This is a genomic window from Arcanobacterium bovis (genome assembly GCF_004331995.1).
GTDB classification, from domain to species: domain Bacteria; phylum Actinomycetota; class Actinomycetes; order Actinomycetales; family Actinomycetaceae; genus Arcanobacterium_A; species Arcanobacterium_A bovis.
The window spans coordinates 258,310-281,449 of record NZ_SJDT01000004.1; the positions used below are offsets into that span (position 1 = coordinate 258,310).

Annotated in this window: 18 protein-coding genes; 7 read left to right on the forward strand and 11 right to left on the reverse strand. The window is 52.6% G+C overall.

Annotation, left to right across the window (positions count from 1 at the left end; all coding sequences use genetic code 11):
- Positions 1-22 precede the first annotated feature (22 nt).
- The 3 genes from nucS (at position 23) to EZJ44_RS06500 (ending at position 1,937) form a co-directional block, all read left to right on the forward strand.
- The gene (gene nucS / locus EZJ44_RS06490) at positions 23-718 is read left to right on the forward strand and encodes an endonuclease NucS (RefSeq protein WP_131281475.1); all 696 of its coding nucleotides are present in this window, start codon (positions 23-25) and stop codon (positions 716-718) included.
- Positions 718-1,005, forward strand: a complete 288-nt coding sequence (locus EZJ44_RS06495) for an ATP/GTP-binding protein (protein ID WP_131281477.1) — start codon at positions 718-720, stop codon at positions 1,003-1,005. The genes nucS and EZJ44_RS06495 overlap by 1 nt, the downstream gene beginning before the upstream one ends.
- A gap of 152 nt (positions 1,006-1,157) precedes the next feature.
- Positions 1,158-1,937: an alpha/beta fold hydrolase gene (locus tag EZJ44_RS06500; RefSeq protein WP_131281479.1), complete on the forward strand. Its 780-nt coding sequence runs from the start codon at positions 1,158-1,160 to the stop codon at positions 1,935-1,937.
- 122 nt (positions 1,938-2,059) lie between these two features.
- Here the strand turns inward: EZJ44_RS06500 and EZJ44_RS06505 are convergent, their stop codons facing one another.
- Positions 2,060-3,418 carry a DivIVA domain-containing protein gene (locus tag EZJ44_RS06505; RefSeq protein ID WP_165496139.1) on the reverse strand — a complete coding sequence of 453 codons (1,359 nt, stop codon included), beginning with the start codon at positions 3,416-3,418 and terminating at the stop codon, positions 2,060-2,062.
- A 341-nt stretch (positions 3,419-3,759) separates the two neighbouring features.
- On the opposite strand from EZJ44_RS06505, the gene EZJ44_RS06510 reads away from it, so the two are divergent.
- The 3 genes from EZJ44_RS06510 to EZJ44_RS06520 are packed head-to-tail and all read left to right on the forward strand — an operon-like array spanning position 3,760 to position 6,798.
- Entirely contained in the window at positions 3,760-4,794 is a 1,035-nt protein-coding gene (locus EZJ44_RS06510; protein WP_131281483.1) for a hypothetical protein, read from the forward strand.
- Entirely contained in the window at positions 4,787-5,800 is a 1,014-nt protein-coding gene (locus EZJ44_RS06515; protein ID WP_131281485.1) for a hypothetical protein, read from the forward strand. The genes EZJ44_RS06510 and EZJ44_RS06515 overlap by 8 nt, the downstream gene beginning before the upstream one ends.
- A complete protein-coding gene (locus EZJ44_RS06520) occupies positions 5,800-6,798 on the forward strand; it encodes a tetratricopeptide repeat protein (protein WP_131281487.1) in 999 nt (332 codons plus the stop codon). Before EZJ44_RS06515 ends, EZJ44_RS06520 begins: the two co-directional genes overlap by 1 nt.
- A gap of 43 nt (positions 6,799-6,841) precedes the next feature.
- On the opposite strand, the gene EZJ44_RS06525 is transcribed toward EZJ44_RS06520, so the two are convergent.
- The 9 genes from EZJ44_RS06525 to EZJ44_RS06565 all read right to left on the reverse strand — a co-directional run bounded on the left by EZJ44_RS06525 (position 6,842) and on the right by EZJ44_RS06565 (position 20,485).
- A complete protein-coding gene (locus tag EZJ44_RS06525; RefSeq protein WP_131281489.1) occupies positions 6,842-7,852 on the reverse strand; it encodes a LacI family DNA-binding transcriptional regulator in 1,011 nt (336 codons plus the stop codon).
- Positions 7,853-10,036: a 1,4-alpha-glucan branching protein GlgB gene (gene glgB / locus EZJ44_RS06530; protein WP_191088404.1), complete on the reverse strand. Its 2,184-nt coding sequence runs from the start codon at positions 10,034-10,036 to the stop codon at positions 7,853-7,855.
- A gap of 35 nt (positions 10,037-10,071) precedes the next feature.
- Entirely contained in the window at positions 10,072-11,634 is a 1,563-nt protein-coding gene (locus tag EZJ44_RS06535; RefSeq protein ID WP_131281493.1) for a phosphotransferase, read from the reverse strand.
- On the reverse strand, positions 11,635-13,464 hold the full coding sequence (treS, locus tag EZJ44_RS06540; RefSeq protein ID WP_131281495.1) for a maltose alpha-D-glucosyltransferase: 1,830 nt from the start codon (positions 13,462-13,464) through the stop codon (positions 11,635-11,637). It abuts the gene before it with no gap.
- Between the two features lie 3 nt (positions 13,465-13,467).
- A complete protein-coding gene (locus tag EZJ44_RS06545; RefSeq protein WP_241658620.1) occupies positions 13,468-15,519 on the reverse strand; it encodes an alpha-1,4-glucan--maltose-1-phosphate maltosyltransferase in 2,052 nt (683 codons plus the stop codon).
- Positions 15,520-15,598: 79 nt separating this feature from the next.
- Positions 15,599-17,971: a glycogen/starch/alpha-glucan phosphorylase gene (locus EZJ44_RS06550; protein WP_131281499.1), complete on the reverse strand. Its 2,373-nt coding sequence runs from the start codon at positions 17,969-17,971 to the stop codon at positions 15,599-15,601.
- Positions 17,972-18,164: 193 nt separating this feature from the next.
- Positions 18,165-19,673 (reverse strand): PTS ascorbate transporter subunit IIC, encoded by a 1,509-nt coding sequence (locus EZJ44_RS06555; RefSeq protein ID WP_131281501.1) that lies wholly within the window; start codon positions 19,671-19,673, stop codon positions 18,165-18,167.
- Between the two features lie 33 nt (positions 19,674-19,706).
- Complete coding sequence (locus EZJ44_RS06560; RefSeq protein ID WP_131281503.1) at positions 19,707-19,976, reverse strand: PTS sugar transporter subunit IIB; 270 nt, start codon at positions 19,974-19,976, stop codon at positions 19,707-19,709.
- On the reverse strand, positions 19,973-20,485 hold the full coding sequence (locus EZJ44_RS06565) for a PTS sugar transporter subunit IIA (RefSeq protein WP_206661860.1): 513 nt from the start codon (positions 20,483-20,485) through the stop codon (positions 19,973-19,975). Before EZJ44_RS06565 ends, EZJ44_RS06560 begins: the two co-directional genes overlap by 4 nt.
- Before the next feature lie 153 nt (positions 20,486-20,638).
- Here EZJ44_RS06565 and EZJ44_RS06570 point away from each other — a divergent pair, with 153 nt between their 5' ends.
- Positions 20,639-21,886, forward strand: a complete 1,248-nt coding sequence (locus EZJ44_RS06570; RefSeq protein WP_131281505.1) for an ROK family transcriptional regulator — start codon at positions 20,639-20,641, stop codon at positions 21,884-21,886.
- A 118-nt stretch (positions 21,887-22,004) separates the two neighbouring features.
- Here the strand turns inward: EZJ44_RS06570 and trpS are convergent, their stop codons facing one another.
- A complete protein-coding gene (gene trpS / locus EZJ44_RS06575) occupies positions 22,005-23,111 on the reverse strand; it encodes a tryptophan--tRNA ligase (protein ID WP_131281507.1) in 1,107 nt (368 codons plus the stop codon).
- Positions 23,112-23,140: the final 29 nt, after the last annotated feature.

Consider the following 23,140-nt stretch of genomic DNA (forward strand, 5'->3'; position numbering starts at 1 on the left):
AAATTCTCTGAGGTGACATCGAGTGCGAGTTGTTATCGCCGACTGTTCTGTTGATTACTCTGGGCGCTTGGATGCGCATTTGGAGCCAGCCACGCGCCTGCTGATGATCAAGGCCGATGGTTCGGTGCTCGTTCATTCCGATGGCGGTTCGTATAAACCGCTGAACTGGATGAGCGCTCCATGTAATCTGACTGTTCGTGAGCCAGATTCTGAAGAATCCGAATTGGGTGTGGTGGAAGTTTGGGATGTTGAGCATCGCAAGACGAGCGACCGTTTGGTAGTGCGGCTGTTTGGCATTCACTCCGATCACGAGCAGAATTTCGGTGAAGAACCCGGTTTGGTCAAGGACGGCGTCGAAGCACATTTGCAAAAGCTATTGGCTGAGCAAGTTTCACTTATTGGCGCTGGTACCCGTCTGGTGCGTCGAGAGTATCCGACGCCGATTGGCCCAGTTGATCTCATGGTGGTGGATTCTCAGGGCACTTACGTTGCGGTTGAGGTTAAGCGTCGTGGCGAGATTGACGGCGTTGAGCAGCTGACTCGTTATCTCGAGTACTTAGGGCGCGATTCTACCTTGCAACCACTGCGAGGAATTTTTGCCGCTCAGGAAATCAAGCCGCAGGCGCGAGTATTGGCAGAGGATCGCGGTATTGAGTGCTTAGTGTTGGATTACGACGCTATGCGGGGTTTGGACAATCCTGAAGACCGGCTGTTCTGATGCGTCGGTCCCGAAAGTACCAGCGTGAAGTAACGCCGTTGAACACGCATCGTCTCATGGGGTACACGCGCTACGAAATTGGTGCTGACGGGCTCGAATACAAAGTTCACTCTATTCCCAGTGCCAAGAAACAGTACGTTTGCCCAGGTTGTAACGGCATTATTTCGGTCGGCGTTGCACATGTGGTGGCTTGGACGGAAGAGAGCCTTTTCGGACCGCTAGCGGGGGCGCGCGAGCGTCGTCATTGGCATACTGGCTGCTGGAATGCTCGTGGACGACGGCGTTAAGGTTGCGTACCGAAAGTGCGGGGCGTACTGCCAGCGCAGGTCACGTCGATAGTGTCACGGAAGGCGACGGCGTTAGGGCGGTTGGTTCGCATAGCCAGTTCGCTTTTGGGGAAACACCTTGGAAATTTCTAGCGCAATGGTAGCGTCGAAGTATGAATACTCTTGCATATAAGCGCACAGGAACACCGTCCGAACTACCATTGTTGTTGCTCCACGCTTTGCCACTTGATTCGTCAATGTGGGACGGCGTGCGGAGCTATCTGGGCGATCGCGATATTCTCACCGTTGATGCGCCAGGTTTTGGCGATTCGATAGCGGGTGAGCAGTTAGGAGACGGAACGCCGTCTCTGGGTGCGTATTCCCAGGCGATTGCCGATACTTTGGACGAATTAGGAATTGAGCGAGTGGCTCTTGGTGGTCTCTCCATGGGAGGCTCGGTAGCGGCAGATTTCGTGGCTCGTTTCCCTGCACGAGTTGCCGGTTTGGCATTAATGGACACGAATATTACTGCTGACGATGCCAAAAGAAAAGAGTTCCGTGAACAAGTAGCTCAGCGTGCTGAGGCTGGTCATGGCTATGAAACAGTTAAGCAGTGGACTACTACCATGCTTGCGAAAGAAACACCGCAGGCAGTACGTGATGATCTTGACGCGCGTTTCCGAGCTTTGCCAAATAAGTCCTTGGCGTGGATTCAGCGCGCGATGGGTGCGCGCGAGGATCGTCTTGATGCGGTTTCGCTGGTTGATGGGTGGGTGTATCTCATTCGCGGTTCGCAAGACGCCACGTGTTCTTTGGAATCGTTGATGAATATTGCTTTGCGAGCCAAGAAACCACGTATCGTGGAGATCGAAGAAGCTGGACATTTCACTGCCGACGAGAAGCCCGAGGAATTGGCTCAGGTGCTCGCGGAATTTCATGATTCGCTGAGCTAGCAGAGCTGCGCAGAAAGCGTAGAGGGAGCACCGGCAGGTGCTCCCTCCATAATTAGCGTCTTGCTCGGCGTAGATAGCAGTGAAATCTACCAGCTGCCGAGTAAATAGCTATCGAAGAGTATTTAGTTGGATTCTTCGTTGTGATCGTTCTCAGCAGCGCCCTCACCAGCATCTGTGTGAGTTTCTATCACGTTATCACCATGATTCTCACTCTCGTGCGCCGTTCCGGTTTCCTCGCCGAAGTGAATCTCAGCAGCCAGGGTATTTCCCGTATTACTGTGAGCACTATTGACGATTTCTCCTAGAGCAAGCGACGAAGTAGACCCTGTCAGCAGGGCGCGAATATCGTCGAGGTAGGAAGTGAGACTATTGCGCTGATCTTCCAAGGACTGCACGTGATCATCGGCAGATTTGCGCATTTGCTGGGTCTCGTCTTCAACTGCGCGGTGAATCCGCTCTGCCTCCTCTTTTGCAGCAGCGAGAATTGAGCGAGCTTCTTCCTCTGCCTGTGCCACAATTGTGGTTGCTTTTTGTGACGACGTTTCGTTGAGCTGATTTGCTCGCTGGGTAGCTTCCGCCACGCGCTGTTCGGCTTCGCGTGCCGAGAACTCGGCCGACTCCATCATCGTCTGAGCTGATTCGCGCAGCCGAGCTTCTTTTTCAGCGAGCTTTGTTGCCGATTCCTTAGCCTGCTGAGCGATAGCTTCTTCAGCTTCAGTGCGCATTTGGGAGACTTCATTTTGCACTTGCGTGCGAAGTTCAGAAATCTCGAGATCGACGGCGGAGCGAAGCGAAGCTGCCTCCGATTCCGCATTTGCTTTCACCTGGGCCGCGTAATTCTGTGCTTCGGTGCGCATCTGAGTGGTTTCCCGCTCTGCTTCTGCGCGCAAGCGAGCAACTTCGTCTTGTACCTCAGAGCGCAGTACTGTTGTTTCGTGTTCAGCTGCAGAGCGGGTATGAGCCGCCGAAGCTTCTGACTGCTCGCGCATACGCTCGGATTCGCGGTGTGCCGATGCGAGCATTTCTTCGCTCGCTTGCTCGGCATTTTCAGTGCGGGTGCGTGCTTCACTGGCAGCTAGATTACGAATATCCATAGCGTCTTTCTGAGCGGCAGCGAGGAGGGCTTGGCTTTCTTCTTCTGCAGCTAGGCGAAGTGATTCTGCCTTTTTATGGGCAGAATCGATGATGAACTTGGCATCGCGGCGAGCCTGCGTCATAACATCAAGTGCCTGTTCTTCTGTGGAACGTAGCAGGCGCTCGACTCGACTTCCCAAGCCAGCGTAAGACGGACGGTCGTTTTCTTTAAGATTCGCTTGTGCTTGAGAGAGTTCACCGGATAGTCGAAGGATTTGCGCATCTAGATTCGCTACATGCGAGCGAGAATGAGCCAATTTTTCGGTGAGTTGATTGACTTTCTCATCCACTTGAGCACGGTCGTATCCACGCATCACAATCGGGAACGAGGGTGTTTCTTCGTTCAACGGAACCTCCATAAGTATTGAGTTATGCCTCTAGCGTACCGCGAATTTCTCACTTAGGCGAAGGAATAATTAAGGAAAAGATTCGCTAAAATTGTGAGTAGTGCTAAACGATGCGGCATATTGTTGCCAAATCGTTATAATTAAAAGGAGCAGTTTTTGCTCATCTTGTTTCCTTGCGAATTGAGAATACATTGAAAGACATTTCCAAAAGACAACTTGCCGGCTTTGCGCTTGCCGTTATTGGTGTACTCATAGCCGCTGTTGCAAGTGTTTTTACCCTGTGGCAGGACACTGAGACTACCGTTTCATTGAATTCGGAATCTGTCTCAGATTCTACTTTCGTGTTCACATCCACGGGAGTGCTGAACCTCGTGAACGAAAAGGTCACGATCAACATCGAAGCGCCAGACGACACTGTGGTGTGGGGTATTGGAAATAGCGACGACGTAAAAGCTTATGTTGGTGATTCTGCTGCGGTAGAAATCGCAGGTTTCGAGAACTGGGATACTGCGAAAATCAAAGAGCATGAAGGAAAACAAGAAACAATCGCCAGCGATAAAGCGCTCGGTTCCAAAGGTGCGTTTGATATTTCTCCATCTGACCTTTGGATAAAATCTGGTAAAGGAAAAGACAAAGCACAGGTAGAATACAGTTCCGCCCAAGGCCCGAACAGGTCGCTGATTGTGAGCACTTTGAATGGGAAAGCCCCCGAAGTAACGCTCACGTGGGAAAAACCGCAGACGGTGAACGGCGCAATACCGTGGATTTTCATCGGAATATTGCTCGCCTTGATTGGTGGATTCCTTCTGATTGGCGATAGCCAAGACCGGGCGCAACTAAAAGCGATTCGCGAAGGGCAGATCCGGCGTCGTGAACAAAAAACTCGGTTTGCTGAAGCTCAAACCTCAGTTCTTCCTGCCTTTAAGGGAGACATCGCCAGCCCAGAAACGGATCGAGAAATCCAAGTTCGGCACACAGATCGCGCGCTTGGTGCGATTATCGTGCCTGGTACCTTGCGGGCAGATAAGTGGCGCTCGCGTCAGTTACAGCCACAAGATCGGGTGGTACTGCCAACGGAAGATTCTGACGACGCCGCGACGTCCAGTATCGTTGCAGGTCAACAAGAAGATGCCAACTCGGCGTCTAGCTCTGCCTACGAAATGGCTGATCAGAACCCCAACCACAAGGATTCCGAAGAGAAGCAAGTAAAGAACGAGTATTGGAAATCCTTGTGGACTTTTGCCAATGGTTCGGAGCATGATTCCGCCGGTGAATCGGTCAACGGAACCAACAGCAAATCGGCTAGCGGACCAGGCAATGGTTCAGAAAATATCGATGGTTCAAATTCAGAGAAGGGCGGTGCGAACAATGGCTAAGAAACGCGCTGTTTCCCTAGCGTTTGCAAGTGCGCTGATGCTGTCGGCATGCGCTTCACAAACTGAGCCACCTGCACCGGCATCAGCGAAAGTCGCTGAGGCTGTGGTTGCCAAAGAGACTTTTAGCAAGATCGCAGCTGAGGTAAATAAGAATATTGCTGAAGCAGATGCCGCAGCAGATGCCAATAAGCTCGGTGCTCGCATCGGTGATCGTCTGCGACGTGATCGTGATGCCCGCTATCGACTCAAGCGAGTGTTGGGTAACTCCTACAATATTCCGCCCGTCGTCGTTGATGAAAAAGCTGTGCCAGTGTCATCGGGTGCAGCTTTCCCACGCACAATTATGGCCGTTGCCGCGCCGAACAATCAGCAGAATCTGCCGTCATTGACGATTTGGAATCAGTTAAATGCGCGCGATCAATATCATTTATGGGGTCAGGTGCAGATCTTCCCGGGCGTTCAGGCACCGAAGTTGAAAGCCAGTTTGACTAATCAAACTGGCAAACTTACCGATGATCCAAAGAAATATGCGGTAGATCCCAATGCGGTTATTAACGCATACGTGGAATACAACAAATCTCGACAGCTTACTACCGTGCCATTTTCTGCGGGTGATCCATTATTTACCCAGATCTCAAAGCAACAAGATAACTTGGCGCAAACTATTGGCGATAACGGCACTGTGCAAACACATTTTGCCGCTGGACCTGAGCCTGTACAAGCTGTGGCAACTGAAGACGGCGGAATTCTGATTGTGAATGAGCTGGCATACAGTGTGTATGTTGCCAAAACTAAAGAGGGTGCAACACTCAAATTGCGTGGTGATATTGGTGCAATGTTTAGCCAAGATGCTAATAACGCCATTGTGGACGTAGATAAACCAGTCGTGGCGCAATATTCTGCGTTAATAGCTTTCTACGTGCCGCCACAAAATGCACAAGACAAGACGGTCAAAGTACTCGGTGCATCTGTTCCGACCCTGCTAAGTGTCTCGAAAGAAGGCTGATGGACGTGAATGACGGAATTTCGCCTAGTGCGTTGCGTGGAGCTATTGATTTAGCGGCATTGCGGACAAATCCAGCCCAGGGGAGCGCGCCGACTGCGGGAACGGCTCCTACTTCGCATCAGGGACCACAAGGAGCTGCCGGCACTGGTGCGCAGGTTGTTCCAGGACCATTCACCTTGGATGTAAGCACCGCCAATCTGGAGCAGGTACTCAAGAATTCCATGAGTTTGCCCGTGGTGATGGTATTCCACTCCACTCATTCGGAAAATTCTGCCAAGTTGCGTGACATCATGGTGGAAATTGCCAATGCGCAACAAGGCAAGATTCAGGTTGCTTTGGTTTCTACCGATTCAGAGCGCGAAATAACGTCGATGTTTGGAATCACGGGAGTGCCTGCTGTGGCAGCAGTTTTGCAAGGTCAGCCGGTACCGCTTTTCCAGGGACTGCCGGAACGAGCAGATATTGAGAATACGATCGCCAAGTTGATTGAGGCCGCTGCTGGCTATGGGATCACCGGCGTTTTGAATGGCGACGCCGAAGCGGTTGCAGCCGAACCAGAGCTTCCGCCGCTGCACAAGGAGGGACAAGAGGCACTTCAGCGCGGCGATCTTGAGGCCGCTCACCTCGCATACACGAAGGCATTGAAGGAAAATCCGGGCGACGCCGAAGCGCTTACGTCCTTGCGTCATGTTGAGTTATTGCAGCGGGTAGCTATATTGAATCCGCAAGGCACATCTGAAGGTGCTCAGCAAATCCTTGTTGCTGCTCAGCAGGCTCCATTTGAAGACATCAAGAAGCATTTGGACGCTGCCGATGTGGAGACGGCATACGGCCGACCTGACGCAGCTTTTGGGCGTCTTATCGATGTGATCCGCGTAGTTAGTGGCGATGATCGCGAAGAAGTGCGCAAACGTGTGATCGAACTTTTTGATGTGGTTGGCAACGGCACCGAGCTAGTGAAAACTGCTCGTAAGGCCTTGACAAACGCGCTATTTTAATCAGTTGTTACTGGATGTGGCACTGCTATGTAGCAGTGCCACATTACTGTGCAGGGCCAGTTGAGTTTCGAACGATCAACTCAGGTGCGAAACGGACGGAGCTAATAGAACCGCTGCCGTTATTGATCCGTGTGATAAGCGTCGATACTGCTGCCTCAGCCATTTCTTTTACTGGTTGGCGCAAGGTGGTAAGTGGTGGATTCGTAAAGGCGACGAACGGTGAATCGTCGTATCCAATGACGGATACGTCGTTCGGAACATCGAGTCCGTGCGCGTGACAGTAGCGGATCACACCCAGTGCCATCACGTCTGATGCGCAAATAATTGCACTACAACCTTGGGATACCAGCTGCTCAGCTGCAGCGTAACCGCCTTCTACGGTAAACAAAGTATTGGCCTCGTAGATGGGAGAATCGGGCAAAAGCGAATGCATTGCAGCGCTAAATGCTTGGGATTTTTCGTGCGCAGGAAGAAATCTCAACTGACCAGTGGCGAGACCAATATTTCGATGACCTTGGGAAATCACATACCGCAGTGCTTGGTTCACTGCTGAGGCGTCGTCGGTCGAAATATCGGGCGCATTGAGCTGAGGATTTCGCCCGTTGATCGTCACGAAAGGAATATTGTGCGATATTAGTCGATGGTAGTGATCCAGATCGGCATCTCTATCAGCGTGCAAGGCAGACACAAAGATGATGCCTGCAACGTGCTGATCGACCATCGCGTCAACGTAGCGTTCTTCAAGAGGATCGCTCGCGGCATACGCTCCCAACAGAGTAGTAAAGCCATGCACGGACATTGCCATCTGAAGTTGCTGTGCAAACAGCGGAAATATGGGATTCGTCAGCTCAGGAAGAATCAGTCCGATAGAGCCATCTTTGCGCTCACGCAAGAAAGGCGGCGCCTCATAACCCAATTCCTCCAGCGCTGCTAACACCGACAAGCGAGTGCTCGAGGCAACCGTATTCTTCCCATTGAGCACGCGAGACACCGTTGCTGGTGATACGCTAGCTCGTTCGGCGACGTCTGAAAGGCGAATCCGATTTCCAGTCATCTAGTTGAGATCCTCAGGTTCGAGATAAATCACGCCATAAGGTGGTAGCTGGACAGTTGCCGAATATGGGCGACCATTCCAACCGATTTCCTCTGCTTCCACACGTCCCATATTTCCGACGCCGGAGCCACCAAATTCTTTGGCATCGGAGTTGAAAATTTCTTTCCAACCGCCGGCTTGGGGGAGACCAACGCGGTAGTCGTTGTGTGGAACGCCGGCAAAATTGCAGATCACTGCCACAACTTGCGAACCGTCAGCAGACTTGCGCAGGTAGGAGAGAACGTTGTGATCGCCGTCGGAAACATCGATCCACTCAAAACCGGAGTTCTTGAAATCATCTGACCACAGCGCAGGATGCGAAACATAGACTTCGTTGAGAGCTTTAACGCACTGCATCACGCCGTCATGCGCTGGATTATCGGTGAGCCACCAATCGAGCCCGTGGCCGTCACTCCACTCGTCAATTTGCGCAAATTCTTGACCCATGAAAAGCAGTTGTTTGCCTGGGTGTGACCACTGATACCCGAAGAGCAAACGCACACCGGCGAGCTTTTGCCAATGATCGCCAGGCATCTTGGAATAGAGCGATCCCTTGCCGTGAACGACTTCGTCGTGGGAAATAGGTAAGAGGAATTGCTCCGAGAACGCATATACCAGTGAGAACGTCAATTCACCATGATGCCAGCGGCGGTTGATGGGATTTTCCTGCAAATAGTGCAAGGTGTCGTTCATCCATCCCATATTCCACTTCAAGCCGTAGCCCAAGCCGCCGTTTTCGGTTAGACCAGTGACGCCGCCCCACGAAGTGGATTCTTCTGCGATCATCATGATGCCAGGATGGTTGCGGTATGCAGTGGCATTGGCTTCTTGGATGAAAGAAATAGCTTCAAGATTTTCGCGCCCACCGTAGATATTCGGCTGCCACTTGCCAGCTTCGCGCGAGTAGTCCAGGTAGAGCATCGAGGCTACAGCGTCAACGCGAATACCATCGATGTGGAATTCTTCCAGCCAGTAGAGTGCATTTGCTACGAGGAAGTTGCGCACTTCATTGCGGCCGAAGTTGAATACGTATGTGCCCCAATCTGGGTGTTCTCCACGCAGGGGGTTGGGGTCTTCATAAAGTGGTGTGCCATCGAAACGTGCCAGTGCCCAGGCGTCTTTCGGGAAGTGCGCTGGTACCCAGTCCATGATTACCCCAATGCCCGCTTTATGGAGTTCGTTGACGAGATAACGGAAGTCATCTGGCGAACCAAAACGAGAGGTTGGAGCATAGTAGGAAGTTACCTGGTAGCCCCACGACGGGCCAAAAGGATGCTCAGCTACTGGCATGAACTCCACATGGGTGAAGCCCAGATACTTAACGTGCCCAATGAGCTGCTTGGCAAGTTCGCGGTAACTGAGTCCAGCGCGCCACGAGCCGAGGTGTACTTCGTAAACTGACACGGGGCCGCTATGGGCATCTGTGGCACTGCGCTGGTCAAGCCAGTGCGAATCTTCCCACGTGAAAGAGCTTTCCGTAATGATCGACGCTGTTGACGGCGGAACTTCGGTTTGGCGCGCCATCGGATCTGCCTTCTGATGCCACGAGCCGTCCTGATACTGAATTTCGAACTTGTAATGAGCACCAGCGCTTGCACCAGGAATAAAGATTTCCCAAACGCCGGTTGAACCTAGGGTGCGCATTGCCGCGCCCACGCCATTCCAACCGTTGAAATCTCCTACAACGCGAACCGCGCGTGCGTTAGGTGCCCAGACGCTGAAGCTTGTGCCACGCACGGTACCCATCGTCGTCTCGTACTCGCGCAAGTGCGAACCGAGCATCTCCCACAAGCGCTCGTGGCGACCTTCCATGAAAAGGTACTCGTCCATATCCCCGATAGTGGGGAGGAAACGGTACGCATCGTCAGAGAGCTGTGCTTCCTCGCCATAGGTTGCCTGCACACGGTAGTCTGGAACATCAGCCCCAGGAGTTACAGCCGTCCAGATCCCATTATGTTCGTGGGCTGCTTCGAACTCTCCGGCGCTAGTAACGATGCTTACGGCGTCTGCGAGCTGGCGAATCACTCGTACAGTGACGTTTTCGCCATCCGAATGTGGTCCGAGCACATCGTGTGGAGCATGGTAGCTGCCGTGCGAGACGGCATCGAGGATATCAGGTGCGACGATGATTGCGTTCGAATTCATAATGTAAGTCTCCCACTTTTTCATGGCTAACGTGGTCAATTTTCGCTGGTGGATTTATGGAAGTTTAGAATTTCGTTGACTGCGCCTACCGGAATTTGCAACCAACGCGGCCGGTAGCTGGCTTCATAGGCGACTTCGTAGAGTGCTTTGTCGAGCGTCAAAGCGGCCAAGAGTATTTCTTCCTCGGCCGAAATCGCGCCGTATCCTTGCATGAAGAGTGCTTTTGCTTCCTGAGCCCACTGCTGAGTGAACGACGCCGGTTTCCCGGCAAGTTGCGCCGCACCAGCTACGTAGTCAAAGGACCGCAACATTCCAGCCACATCGCGTAGCGCCAGATCAGGTTGAGTTCGCTCCGATAATGGGCGCATTGGTTCGCCCTCAAAATCGAGAGCTTTCCAGCCTTGACCTGGCACCTGCAAAACTTGGCCGAGGTGGTAGTCGCCGTGAATGCGCTGTAAATCAGGCCATTGGGCAGCCTTTGCTTTTTCGAATACCGATTCAATGTCGCCCAAATGATCACGAAGCTCAGGAGCGCACTCCACTGCGCGTTCCGCGCGCTCCTTCCACCCGGCAACGATTGCTTCTTTTCGATCTTCTGTTACCGCGGAAGCCGGAAATAGATCCCGCAGCTGCGAATGAAAGTCTGCCGTGAGCATTCCTAAAGCTCGAATATCATCTGGCCTGCTCGGAGCGGAAGTCACGGCGTCAAGCTCGTCAAGAAATACCTGCCAAGCATCAACCGAGCCACCGAGAAATTCCTGCGCTACCAGCAAATCTGCATATCCGGCGTCGGCACTACGCACGAAAGCGGTGGCGGAATTCGCTATCCGTCCCAGCGCAACGCGCGCGGACGCATACTGTTTCGGAACCGTGCGCGGCTCGCGCGAGTCAAGTGCGGTTTGCAATTCTACGTCTGGATTCTTGCCAATTTGCACGATACGCAGCAGTTTGACGATCAATCCAGCAGTGTTGAAAGAATCAGGTTGCGCAAAACGGTACACGATTGAGGTATTTGACTGCTCAGCGCGCATCTTCTCCACTGAACTGATTGCTGGTAGTTCCTCCACGCTTGCCCGCAAAACAGATGCCTCGAGGAAGGATTCAGTGTATGCTCGAGTCTGTGAGCTGCCGAAACAGCAGTTCAGCAAGGTGAGCTGTCCGAGTTCGTCGTCCGTCGCATCCACAACGTCTACCAAAGTTTCGGGGCACTCAGGATTTTCTACGACGCCGATGTGCCAGCTCGCCTCGTTGCCATCACCGTTGCCGTTGCCGGCAACGACACCCTGGTTGCGTTCGTGCCCCACACCGTCACTGCCATCAGCGGCGTTATCTGCGGCAATGCCGTCGGTTGCGATTGCGGACGACGTGCGCCCTCGTAGCACAATCGGCACGAAGTAATCTTGGTTGGCACTAGCCACAATGAGCAGTTTCACTGCCGCAATGCGGTTCGCGAACAAGAGGAACTCATCTTTGATATATGCCGGCGATTGCGATGTTTTATCGGCATACCAGCGCATACCAGCGAGCCAGGAGTTGAGCTGCGTTTGAAAGGAAACACTTTCGTTCAGCGAAATATTGGCATAATCGTGAGCAGTCATTCAATTCAGCTCCTCAGCGGGAGGGGTAGAACTTGCTGCAGAAGGCAGCGCAGAGCTCACTGAAGATTCCGTATGAGCTGCGTGACCCGTGTGGTCAATTGTTGAACGGCTAGCGCGATCGATGCTTAGCCAGTAGAACGAGCGACCGGCGATCGTGAGCGGGTATGCGCCGTCCTCACCAATCGGAGGGAAACTGTTGCCACCGAATACCTCGCGCACTGCGCCTGCCGCATACTGGGGGAGCGAAAGCGTGCACGACACAGGCGTCTGCGCGAGGTTCATCACGCACAAAACGGTCTGCTGATCGTCCGCACGCACAAAACTGAGCACTGATTCGGTATCACACTCGCATAATTCAAAGCTGCCTTGACCCAAAACCGGATAGGATTTGCGCACTTCTAGCAAGTTCTTAATCCAGTGCAGGAGTGAAGTTGGCTGAGCCAATTGGGATTCGACGTTCACTGCCTGCGCGTTAAACACCAGCGACTGGACCACCGGCAAGGTGAGTCTGCCCGGATCGGCAATGGAAAATCCGCCATTGCGATCAGGAGTCCACTGCATAGGAGTGCGAACCGAGTCGCGGTCGTTGAGCCAGATGTTGTCGCCCATACCGATTTCATCGCCGTAGTACAGGCACGGTGAACCAGGAAGAGAGAGCAAGAGCGCGTGGGCGAGTTCGATTTCGGAGCGCGAATTTCCCAACAGGGGAGCAAGCCGACGCCGGATGCCGACGTTTGCTCTCATGCGTGGATCTTCTGCGTACCAGCTGTACATGCGCTCGCGTTCTTCGGTGGACACCATTTCGAGCGTCAATTCATCGTGATTACGCAAGAAGGTTCCCCACTGAGTACCCGCCGGAATTGCAGGTGTTTCAGTCAGAATATCGCGAATAGCCGTGGCACGCTGATCGCGCAAGGCATAGAAAATACGCGGCATCACTGGGAAGTGAAAACACATATGGCATTCAGGCTGCTCAGTCGAACCATAGTATTCCACCACGTCCTGTGGCCACTGATTGGCTTCAGCCAGCAGGATACGCCCAGGGAATTCGGCGTCAATCATCGCGCGCAATTCGGCCAAGAAAGCGTGAGTTTGCGGCAAATTTTCACAGTTTGTGCCCTCTTCTTCAAAGAGATATGGCACTGCGTCAAGGCGGAAACCGTCAATTCCGAATTTGCACCAGAAACGCACAACGTCTTTGATCGCTTCGCGCACGGCTGGATTCTCGTAATTGAGATCGGGCTGGTGTGAGAAGAAGCGATGCCAGAAGTATTGACGCCGTTGCGCGTCCAGGGTCCAGTTTGATTCTTCGGTATCCACAAAAATTACGCGCGCATCGGGATAGCCCTCGTTGGTATCGCGCCATACGTAGAAGTCCCCATAGGGTCCATCTGGATTTTCGCGGGACTCTTTGAACCAAGGATGCTGATCAGAGGTGTGATTGACCACGAGGTCAATAATGATGCGGATACCGCGCTGATGAGCTTTGGTTACCAGCTCAGAAAAGTCCGCGAGCGAACCGTATTTGGGGTCGACGTCGGTGTAATCGGAAATATCGTAGCCGCCGTCGCGCATAGGCGAGGGGTAGAACGGCGGAATCCACAAGCAATCCACACCGAGCCATTGGAGATAGTCCAAACGATCCACTAGCCCACGCATATCGCCTGTTCCAGAGCCTGTGGAATCATTGAAAGAGCGGAGCAGAACTTCGTAGAATACGGCAGTGCGGAACCAATCTGGATCGTTACTCAAGCCGCCGCCGTCGTTACCGAGGCGAAGAACGAGGTTATTAGGTGGGAAAGTATTGGGATTAGCTGCAGAAATAGTCATATACTACAAAACCTTTACGTTGAGGATATGTGCTACGCGTCCATGTGGATCAAGACGAACATAAGGGCGATGATTCCACTCGTACGTTTCGCCACTCAGCTCATCAGTCACTTCGAGAATCGCGCCGGCGTCCCAGCGAGCTTGTGCGCCGAGAGCTTCCACATCCAAATCGATAACTGCCTCGCGAGACGCATACGGATCGAGGTTGAGCACCACAATCACAGAATCGGTGTTGCCGTTGTTTTCTTCGAGGCGCACCGTTTTGCTAAAGCACAGGATCTTGTCGTTTGAGGTGGGATGGATTGTCAGGTTACGCAGGCGCTGTAGGGCAGGGTGGTTCGCTCTAATGGCGTTGAGTTCACGCAGTAGTTTGGCGATGCCATTGTGCTCAGCTGCCGCGAAGTTTCTCTCCTTGAACTCGTACTTCTCGTTATCGATTTGTTCTTCGGCACCTTGGCGCGCGATGTTTTCTGCCAGTTCGTAGCCTGAGTAAATTCCCCAGGTAGGAGAACTTGTTGCGGCTAGTATCGCGCGGATATGGAAAGCAGGAGTGCCGCCACGCTGCATATACGGCGTCAAAATATCGTGCGTCGTGGGCCAGAATGCAGGGCGAATACGCGCATCGGACTCGCGCGAAACTTCTTGGAGATATTCTTCAATCTCTTCTTTATCGTTTCGCCACGTGAAGTAGGTGTAGGACTGGTGGAATCCAATCATTCCCAGCGTCTGCATCATCGGAGGCTGTGTAAATGCCTCAGCGAGGAAAATGACCTGCGGATGCTTGATCCTAAATTCATGCAACAGCCGCTGCCAGAAATTCAGTGGCTTGGTATGCGGATTATCCACGCGGAAAATCGTTACACCATGCGAAACCCACAGTTCTAAGACTCGTTTAATCTCTTGGTAGATGCCCTCAGGATCGTTATCGAAATTCAGAGGGTAGATGTCTTGATATTTTTTGGGTGGATTTTCTGCATACGCAATCGTTCCATCAGCGCGGGTGGTGAACCATTCGGGATGTTCTTTCACCCAAGGGTGGTCTGGCGAGCACTGCAAAGCAATATCGAGCGCCACTTCCATACCAAGTTGGCGAGCTCGGGCAACAAAAGCGTCAAAGTCCGCAAAAGTTCCCAGTTCGGGATTGATGGCATCATGGCCGCCGAGCTCTGAACCGATGGCATAAGGTGAGCCTGGATCGTCGATTTCGGCAGTGAGAGTGTTGTTTCTGCCCTTGCGATTCGTAGTTCCAATCGGGTGGATTGGAGTGAGGTAGACGACGTCGAAGCCCATGCCCGCAATTCGGTCCAGTTCCAAGGCGGCAGTTTTGAGCGTTCCCGACACCCACTTCTTCGAACGGCGGTCAAAGAAGCATCCTGTAGTGCGCACAAAGATTTCATACCAAGATCCGATGAGTGCGCGTTGCCGATCAACAAAAACGGGATAACGTGCAGATTCGGTCACAAAGTCTCGCACCGGATACTTGCTGAGCGCATCATTAACTTCAACTGATGTGGCTGCTGCGAGTCGCTCTGCTGGAGTGAGCTTTGAATTTTTTACTTTGACCAGCGTATTGGTAAAGATCTGCTGAGCTTTAGAATCTGCCTTCGCGCCGGTGATAGCACGATTTAACCATTGCTCAGCTTCAAGGAAAACTAACTCAATATCAACACCGGCATCAATCTTGATTTTGGCGTTGTGAACCCAGGTCGCTACTGGATCAGACCACGCCCGCACGAAGAAAGAATGGGCACCGCCGTCGCGCGCAGTGAGCCAGCCTTCGTAACGACGCAGACCAGGAGCGATGTCGCGCATTGGAGCAACCTGAACCACGGCGTCGTTCGAATCGAGAAGAACACATTCGGCACCGAAAAGATCGTGCCCCTCCCTGAAAACGGTTGCCTGTACTGGAAAAGACTCGTTAATACACGCTTTTGCAGCCCAGAGACCATTTTCAAGGGAGGGCGACACGTCGACTATCGGAATGCGCCCAATAAGCGCCTTCTTAGGAATCGTCACAGCTTTGCTTGCAGGTGCTTTACTCTTAGTACTTTTCACAATATCTAGCTTAATTGAATTGTGTTGAACGCGTCGCAGTTACTCCACAAGCAAACGAATTTGAAGTTGTGCCAGTTCCTCAGATAGCTACCGGTTCAATCTTCCACACTTCTTGAGCGTAGTCATTGATCGTGCGGTCGGAGGAGAAGCGCCCAGATTCGACGATGTTTCGCCAGCACTTTGCCGCCCATTGCCGGCGATCTGCGTAGTAATCAGCTGCAATTGCGTCGCGAGTTTCGCGATAAGAAGCGAAATCGCCAAGCACATAGTAGACATCAGCCGGTTCCCAACCATTGGAATCAAGCAAAGAACCGAGCAGATCGTGGAAAGCTCCCGAGGCATCGTCGTTCAGTGTTCCGTCAACGAAGGCATCAAGGGTGCGTTTCAAACCAGGCGTATTCTCTGCTACTGCACGCGGATCATACGAAGCGCGCAATTGCGGCAGCTCCTCCTCCAAGGCGCCGAAAATGTAGGCATTGTCGTTGCCAACAGCGTCCACGATTTCGACGTTTGCGCCGTCCATCGTGCCAAGGGTGAGGGCTCCGTTCATCATGAACTTCATATTCGATGTACCGGAGGCTTCTTTACCCGCCGTCGAAATCTGCTCGGAGACATCCGCAGCTGGAATAATGTGCTCAGCAGGCGAAACGTTGTAGTTTTCAACGAACACTACCTTGATGATCTTCGAAACATCTGGATCGTTATTGACGAGATTTCCGATTTCATTGATGAGCTTGATAATGGCCTTGGCACGCACGTATCCAGGGGCTGCCTTGGCTCCAAAAATGAAGACGCGCGGTGGCACGGTGAGCTCTGGATTGTCTTTAATTCGGAAGTAAAGATCCAGAATATAGAGGGCATTCATGAGCTGGCGTTTGTATTCGTGCAGACGTTTGATTTGCACGTCGAAAATGGCCTCAGGATCGATGTCAATGCCTTGGCGCTCTTTGATCCAGCGGGCAAAATCAACCTTGTTCTGGTACTTGATCTCATTGAGTTCGTCAAGAACTTCTGGAATATCGGCCAGCGAACCGATTTTCTTGAGTTCGTCAAGATCGCGCACCCAAGCATCACTACCTAGCGCACGGGTCAAAAGCGCAGCTAGACGCGGGTTACACTGGTTGAGCCAGCGCCGCGGCGTCACGCCATTCGTCTTGTTATTGAACTTGTGCGGCCACACGTCGTACCAGTCGTGAAGGGTGTCTTTCTTGATGATTTCAGTGTGAAGAGCGGCCACTCCATTGATGGAATAGGCTGCATAGCAAGCAATCCATGCCATACGCACGCGGTTTCCATCGATAGGTGCCATATAATCGATTTTTCCAGGGTGGAAGCCTGCTTCGCTCAGCTCGAGGCGGAAGCGGCGATCAATTTCTCGGATGATTTCAAGAATCCGCGGGAAAAGACGCTCAAAAATAGCGATTTCCCAGGTCTCAAGAGCTTCGGCCAGAACCGTGTGGTTCGTGTAGGCAAAGGTTTGCGAAACAATTGCCCATGCGTCGTCCCACTCCATATCGTGCTCATCGAGCAAAATGCGCATGAGTTCAGGGATCGCCAAAACAGGGTGGGTGTCGTTGAGCTGGATCGAATTGAACTTGCCGAAATTGTTTATACCGCCGCGCTCAGCTAGTTCATTTTCAACAATGGCCTGCAAAGATGCCGAGCAGAAGAAGTACTGCTGGCGCACGCGAAGGACTTTACCCTCGAACGTTGTGTCGTTCGGGTAGAGCACACGGCAAATGTCATTGACGCGCTCGCGTTCGACGATAGCGTCCGTAAATCGCTGGGAATTAAAGGCGTTGTAGTCAAAATCCTCCATCGGTTCGGATTTCCACAAGCGCAACGTATTCACATTATTGGTGCCGTATCCAGTGATAGGCATATCGTAGGGGATTGCCCGCACGGTGAGGTCGTTGTAATGAACGAGCTTTTGTTCTTCTTCGCGGCGGATGACGAACGGGTAGCCCTCTTCCATCCAAGCGTCAGGCTTCTCGCCTTGGTAGCCATTTTCGAAGAACTGTTTGAAAAGTCCGTAACGGTAGAGGATTCCATATCCGCGCACTGGCAAATTTAAGGTGGCGCAGGAGTCGAGGAAACATGCGGCGAGGCGTCCCAATCCGCCGTTACCGAGCGCGGCGTCGTTTTCTGCTTCGAGCACATCGGTGAGGTTTTGCCCAAAGGAATCAAGAGCCGCTTTTGCCTGCTGTTCTAAACCGAGATTGTTGAGATTGTTAAGGAGCGCTCGTCCCATGAGGAATTCTGCAGAAAAATAATGCTGCATACGCCGTGCATTGTACGTATTTTCGCTGCTCTCCCAGTTATCGGCGAGCATTGACATCACCGTATTCGAAAGCGCTGCCCAATACTCCATTGATGTTGCTGTGCTGGGGGTTCGCCCGGAAACGGTGCGAACTTGCTGCCCAAGGGACGTAGTGAAATCGACGTCTGTCATGAATCTCCCTATATGTGGTAAAGCGACTAAATCGCTATCGGACACACAACAAGCGTATAACACAATGGCGGAGTCCAAAATTTTAACGGTTGTGGTGCGAGGATTTCTGTTGCGAATCCCCGCACCACAACCGTTTATTGTTTGCGCTATATGCGCGCGTAAAACTCAGGTCTATCTACGATAGGCTGTGTATTTACTGCTGAACCTTAGCTTCACGTGCTGCTTGTGCTGCAACCTTTTCCTGCTCTTTCAGCTCATTGATGAAAGCGGTATGTGCCGTGGCTGGCTCCCAACCAGTATCAACGCGCTTCTTCTGCCATACGGCCGCCAGTGCAACAAGGGCGATTGCCATCACAAGCACGATCACGATGCCGATCACGCCGCCTGCCTTCACGCCGTTGCCGATCAGGATTCCGTACCAGCCGAAGTCAGCATCGCCGAAGGTGGTGTTTGCGAAGCCGAGCGAGCCAAGAACCTTGAGCAGCAGTGCTGGCAAGAAGGTGATGAGGACGCCGTTTGCGAACGAACCGAGGATCGCGCCACGTCGTCCACCGGTTGCGTTTCCGAATACGCCCGCTGCACCACCAGTGAAGAAGTGAGGAACCATGCCTGGAAGGATCAGCGCAAGGCCGAATGCTGGACCAAAGACGGTTGCCAAGAGCAGCAGCGATGCAATTCCACCAACGAAGGAGAACACGAAGCCGACGAGAACTGCATTAGGAGCGTATGGGAATACGATTGGGCAGTCCAGGGCAGGAACAGCGCCAGGAACGAACTTCTTTGCGATGCCTTGGAATGCTGGAACGATTTCGCCCAAGATGATGCGTACGCCGTAGAGAATGATCGCCACACCAATTCCGAACTGCAAACCGTTGGTGAGTGCCTTCATGATGTATGCGCCGGTATCAGCCGCTGGGCTCTTAGGATCAAAGACGGCAAATGCGGTCTCGTTACCAACCTTGAGTAGGTACCACACCGAGAACACTGCATAGAACAGCACCATCGAGAGGGCGGTGGCCACCATTGAGTCGCGGAGGAAGTTGAGTCCCTGTGGAAGCTTGAGATCCTCGGTGGACTTGGACTTCTTGCCGACGGCAGAACCTACAGCGCCTGCTGCGATGTAACCGAGCGTGCCGAAGTGACCGATTGCCACGTTGTTATTGCCGGTAACCTTCTTCATGTAAGGATGGGCGAATGCAGGCATGATAACCATGATGACGCCCAGGAGCACTGCGCCAACGATCACGACTATAGCCTCGTTGACCTTCGCCGTCGTGAGGACGACGGTGAGCATCGTCGCCATGAAGAATACGTGGTGACCAGTGAGGAAAACGTACTTCAATGGCGTGAATCGAGCCAAGATGAGCGAGATGATGAAGCCGAGGATCATCACGTAAGCGGTGGTGCCGCCAAACTGCTCTTGTGCGATGGAAACGATAGCTTCGTTTGTTGGCACTACGCCTTGTGCGTTGGTAGCGCCGAGAATCATCGTGCCCAGTGGTGTTAGCGCGGTAACTACAACGCCTGCACCAGCGGAAAGAATCAGGAAGCCCATGATGGCTTTGAGTGCTCCGCCGAGCACCTGACCGGAATTCTTCTTTAGCGCTGCAAGGCCAATTGCAACGATAATTCCCACCAGAAAAGCAGGAACCGAAAGAATTTGGTTCACCAGAAAGTTTGATATTCCGAGGAGAACGTTCATTTTGTTTTTCCTTCTTTGATTTATTTAAGCGTGCTAGAAGTGCCGTGAGATCGCGGATTTGATCTCTTCGATATCGGTGAAATCGTTGATTACTTCGATGGGTGTTCCAACTTCGCCGAGTTGTTCTACGAGCTCTTCTGAGGTGAGCACGAGGTCTGCGGTGGCAGCGGCGCCACGTGCAGCTGAGATGTCTGACGCTTCGGTGTCAGCATCTATGTTGAGCTCAGTGAGTGCTGAGTCAATGTTCATTTTCAGAATGATGGATGTGCCAATTCCCATTCCGCAAACTGCCAAGATCTTCATTGGGCATTCCTTTCATAGGATTCGATAGCTTCTCGCACAGCCTCAACGCTGGGCAAGGAGCTTAATTGTGCGAATCGAGACTTGTCTGCGATTAAGCGTGCAAGCTGTGACATCGCAACGATATGTGCGTCGTGATCGAGTGCGGCGAGTCCTACAACTACCTTCACAGGATCATTGCGTTTCGAACCAAATTCCACCGGCTCGGCGAGGGTCACCCACGAAAGTCCTGTGGTCTGAACAGACGGAGACGGACGTGAGTGTGCCAAGGCAAAACCGGGGGAAATCACAATGTATGGGCCGAGGGTATTGACTGTTTGGATCATTTCGTCGATGTAATCACTGGTTGTGATTCCACCGGCAACTAAACCTTTACCAGCAGCTTCAATGGCTTCTTGCCAGGTGCTCGCCTGCACGCCGACAGCCATAGCTTCGGCTGGCATGAGTTTTAGTAGGGACGTTGAATCAGGCATACTTACCTCGAGTCTCGACGTTGAGATGGAATATGACATGAGCAAAGTGTGTCTCTTCGCTCACAAGCCATACTTTTGTACAGTCCTTTACAAAAGTCAAGTTGATTGAATAGATGTTTCTGGCGTTAGAATAGACAAAAGTGGACGATGCGGTTCGGTTTATTCCGCTGCCGCGCAGAGAGCAGGTGAAACATGGCGGTTGAAGCAAAAACGTCTCCCGTAAGTGCCATCGTTTCTCTTTTGCGCCAAGGAGCTGCCACTCAGGCCGAATTGACCGAAAATACCGGAATGTCGCGTGTTACCGTGCACGATTGGCTCCGTAGTCTTGAAGACGTCGGGCTAGTGACGGTCGCGAACGAACAGCGCGAAACGGGTGGGCGGCCCGCGCGCCGTTATTGCCTAAATAATTCTTTTGGTCGGATTCTCGTAGCGGACGTGGGAACATCTTTCGTGCGCGCTGGAATCGTCAATATGCGCGGCGAGCTCGAAGACAACCTTGGAACTGAGCTCGCGGCCTTTGAATCGCCAACTGAGGCGTGCCGCGAGCTATTCGATATGTTCTCGCGCTTTCGATCCAGTTCAAAGACGCCTATCCGCTCGGTAGCAGTTGGTTTACCTGTGCCTTTGAATCCCAAAACTGACGAACCTTACGTATCACATCGGCACAGCCAATGGGAGGATTTCGACGTTCGCAAGGAACTAGGCGGGTTCACTACCGGTCCGTTTGTGGTTGGGCATGATGTCGATTTCATGGCGATGGCTGAGCAGCGTATTAAGCATCCCGACACTCGCATGATGATGTTTATCAAGGTGGGGATGGGAATAGGTTGCTCGGTGGTTTACGACGGCGATCCCCTGCGTGGCGAAGACGGCGGAGCTTTTGAAGTTGGGCACATACGACAGGTAGGTGCGCGCGCTCGCGGCGCAGAACGGCGTCCATGCGTACGCGGACACGACGACTGCCTCGAAGCAGTTGCAGGAGGCCGCGCAATAGCGTCGTCGCTGGTATGGCAGGGTATTGATGCCAGTTCTTCGGTCGAAATTATGGATCTTGCAGTGGCTGGAAATTCACTTGTGCGCGATGAACTCTACGCCTCGGGAGTGAAGATTGGATCGGCCATCGCACCGCTCATTACCATGCTCAATCCAGGGGTGGTGGTGGTTGGAGGCAACCTCACGGCGTATTCAGATTTGATCTACCAAGGAATTAGAGATAGTGCTGGGGAAGGGGTGCCGCGAATGATTCGAAAGTCGGTGACTATCACGCCTGCTCAGCTAGCGAATCGTGGTGGACTTATCGGAGCGGGAATGAGCGCACTTGACGCGCTGTTTTCTGCAGAGAACTTAGAAAAAATCCTTGCCGCGTGCAATAACTGCAATAACGATGCTGAAAAAGAACAGGCAGAAGTATCGGATAAGTCAGCTGTCGGGCGAGGGTAGTAGAAAGTAGGGGCTGTTTTCGCAACATCTCGATATATATTCAGATGTTGCGAAAACAGCCCCTAAAATCCTCAGTGCGTGACTGCATAGTCGTTTCCTCAGGCGATGCCTCGCCCGCTCAGTACACCATATTGATTGCTGCGTGCACTTCGCGAAGCGTCTCTTGTGCCTGCTCACGCGCACGAGCAATACCGGTGTGAAGCACATCGGCAAGGTAAGCCGGATCTTGTGCCAATTCGAGGCGCTTGGCACGAATCGGAGCGAGATGCTCATTTAGTGCCTCCGTGACGACGTTCTTCAAAGTGCCGCCACCGCCGTCGCCAATCTCAGCAGCGATTTCGTGCGGATCGCCATTCGTGGCGAGTGCAGCTAGAAGCAGCAGATTCGATACTTCTGGGCGGTTGATCGGATCGAAAGTGATATGGCGATCAGAATCAGTGACTGCTTTCTTAATGCGCTTGGTAGTTTCATCGGCAGTCATGCCTAATTCAATGGTATTACCACGTGATTTACTCATCTTGGTGCCGTCTAATCCCAGCACGCTTTCGGCTTCAGACAAAAGCGCTTGGGGCCGTGGAAACACGGACTTTCCAGAAGGAGCCAAGCCATAGCGAGCCTCGAAACGGTCGGCAATCACGCGGGCTTGTTCAAGATGAGGGAGCTGATCTTTGCCAACCGGCACAATATTTGCCTTGCAGAACAGAATATCCGCTGCTTGATGCACAGGGTAAGTGAGCAACAGGCCAGACATCGGCCGCCCGTTTGTGGCATCTAGTTCTGCCTTCACAGTTGGGTTACGGCGAAGCTCAGCATCGGTGACGAGCGAGAGGAAAGGCAGCATCAGCTCGTTGAGCTCAGGAATTTGGGAGTGCGCGAAGAATGTTGTGCGCTGCGGATCCATGCCGATTGCCAAATAATCAGTGAGCAAGGAATAAACGCGATCTTTGATCGGGCCAACTCCGTCGCGATCAGTAATCACTTGGTAATCAGCGATCAGCAACCAAGTGTCGACGCCTTTTTGTTGCAATTCGACGCGGTTGCGTAGTGAGCCAAAGTAGTGCCCAATATGCAGATTGCCAGTTGGGCGATCTCCGGTGAGTACACGAAACTCGCTTGGATCCTTAGCGATCGCTTCCTTGATCTTTGCGCTCACTTCACGTGCACGCGCTAACGAAGCGTCGGATGTGGCATTCTCTAGGGCATCTTGAACATTATGTGCAGTCATTTTTCTTCCTTTACTCTGCAAAATATCCT

Coding starts and splice junctions, on each gene's coding strand:
- EZJ44_RS06495 (WP_131281477.1), top strand. CDS start 718: ATGCGTCGGTCCCGAAAGTACCAGCGTGAAGTAACGCCGTTGAACACG.
- EZJ44_RS06500 (WP_131281479.1), top strand. CDS start 1,158: ATGAATACTCTTGCATATAAGCGCACAGGAACACCGTCCGAACTACCA.
- EZJ44_RS06515 (WP_131281485.1), top strand. CDS start 4,787: ATGGCTAAGAAACGCGCTGTTTCCCTAGCGTTTGCAAGTGCGCTGATG.
- EZJ44_RS06520 (WP_131281487.1), top strand. CDS start 5,800: ATGGACGTGAATGACGGAATTTCGCCTAGTGCGTTGCGTGGAGCTATT.
- EZJ44_RS06525 (WP_131281489.1), bottom strand. CDS start 7,852: ATGACTGGAAATCGGATTCGCCTTTCAGACGTCGCCGAACGAGCTAGC.
- glgB (WP_191088404.1), bottom strand. CDS start 10,036: ATGAATTCGAACGCAATCATCGTCGCACCTGATATCCTCGATGCCGTC.
- EZJ44_RS06535 (WP_131281493.1), bottom strand. CDS start 11,634: ATGACTGCTCACGATTATGCCAATATTTCGCTGAACGAAAGTGTTTCC.
- treS (WP_131281495.1), bottom strand. CDS start 13,464: ATGACTATTTCTGCAGCTAATCCCAATACTTTCCCACCTAATAACCTC.
- EZJ44_RS06550 (WP_131281499.1), bottom strand. CDS start 17,971: ATGACAGACGTCGATTTCACTACGTCCCTTGGGCAGCAAGTTCGCACC.
- EZJ44_RS06555 (WP_131281501.1), bottom strand. CDS start 19,673: ATGAACGTTCTCCTCGGAATATCAAACTTTCTGGTGAACCAAATTCTT.
- EZJ44_RS06560 (WP_131281503.1), bottom strand. CDS start 19,976: ATGAAGATCTTGGCAGTTTGCGGAATGGGAATTGGCACATCCATCATT.
- EZJ44_RS06565 (WP_206661860.1), bottom strand. CDS start 20,485: ATGTCATATTCCATCTCAACGTCGAGACTCGAGGTAAGTATGCCTGAT.
- EZJ44_RS06570 (WP_131281505.1), top strand. CDS start 20,639: ATGGCGGTTGAAGCAAAAACGTCTCCCGTAAGTGCCATCGTTTCTCTT.
- trpS (WP_131281507.1), bottom strand. CDS start 23,111: ATGACTGCACATAATGTTCAAGATGCCCTAGAGAATGCCACATCCGAC.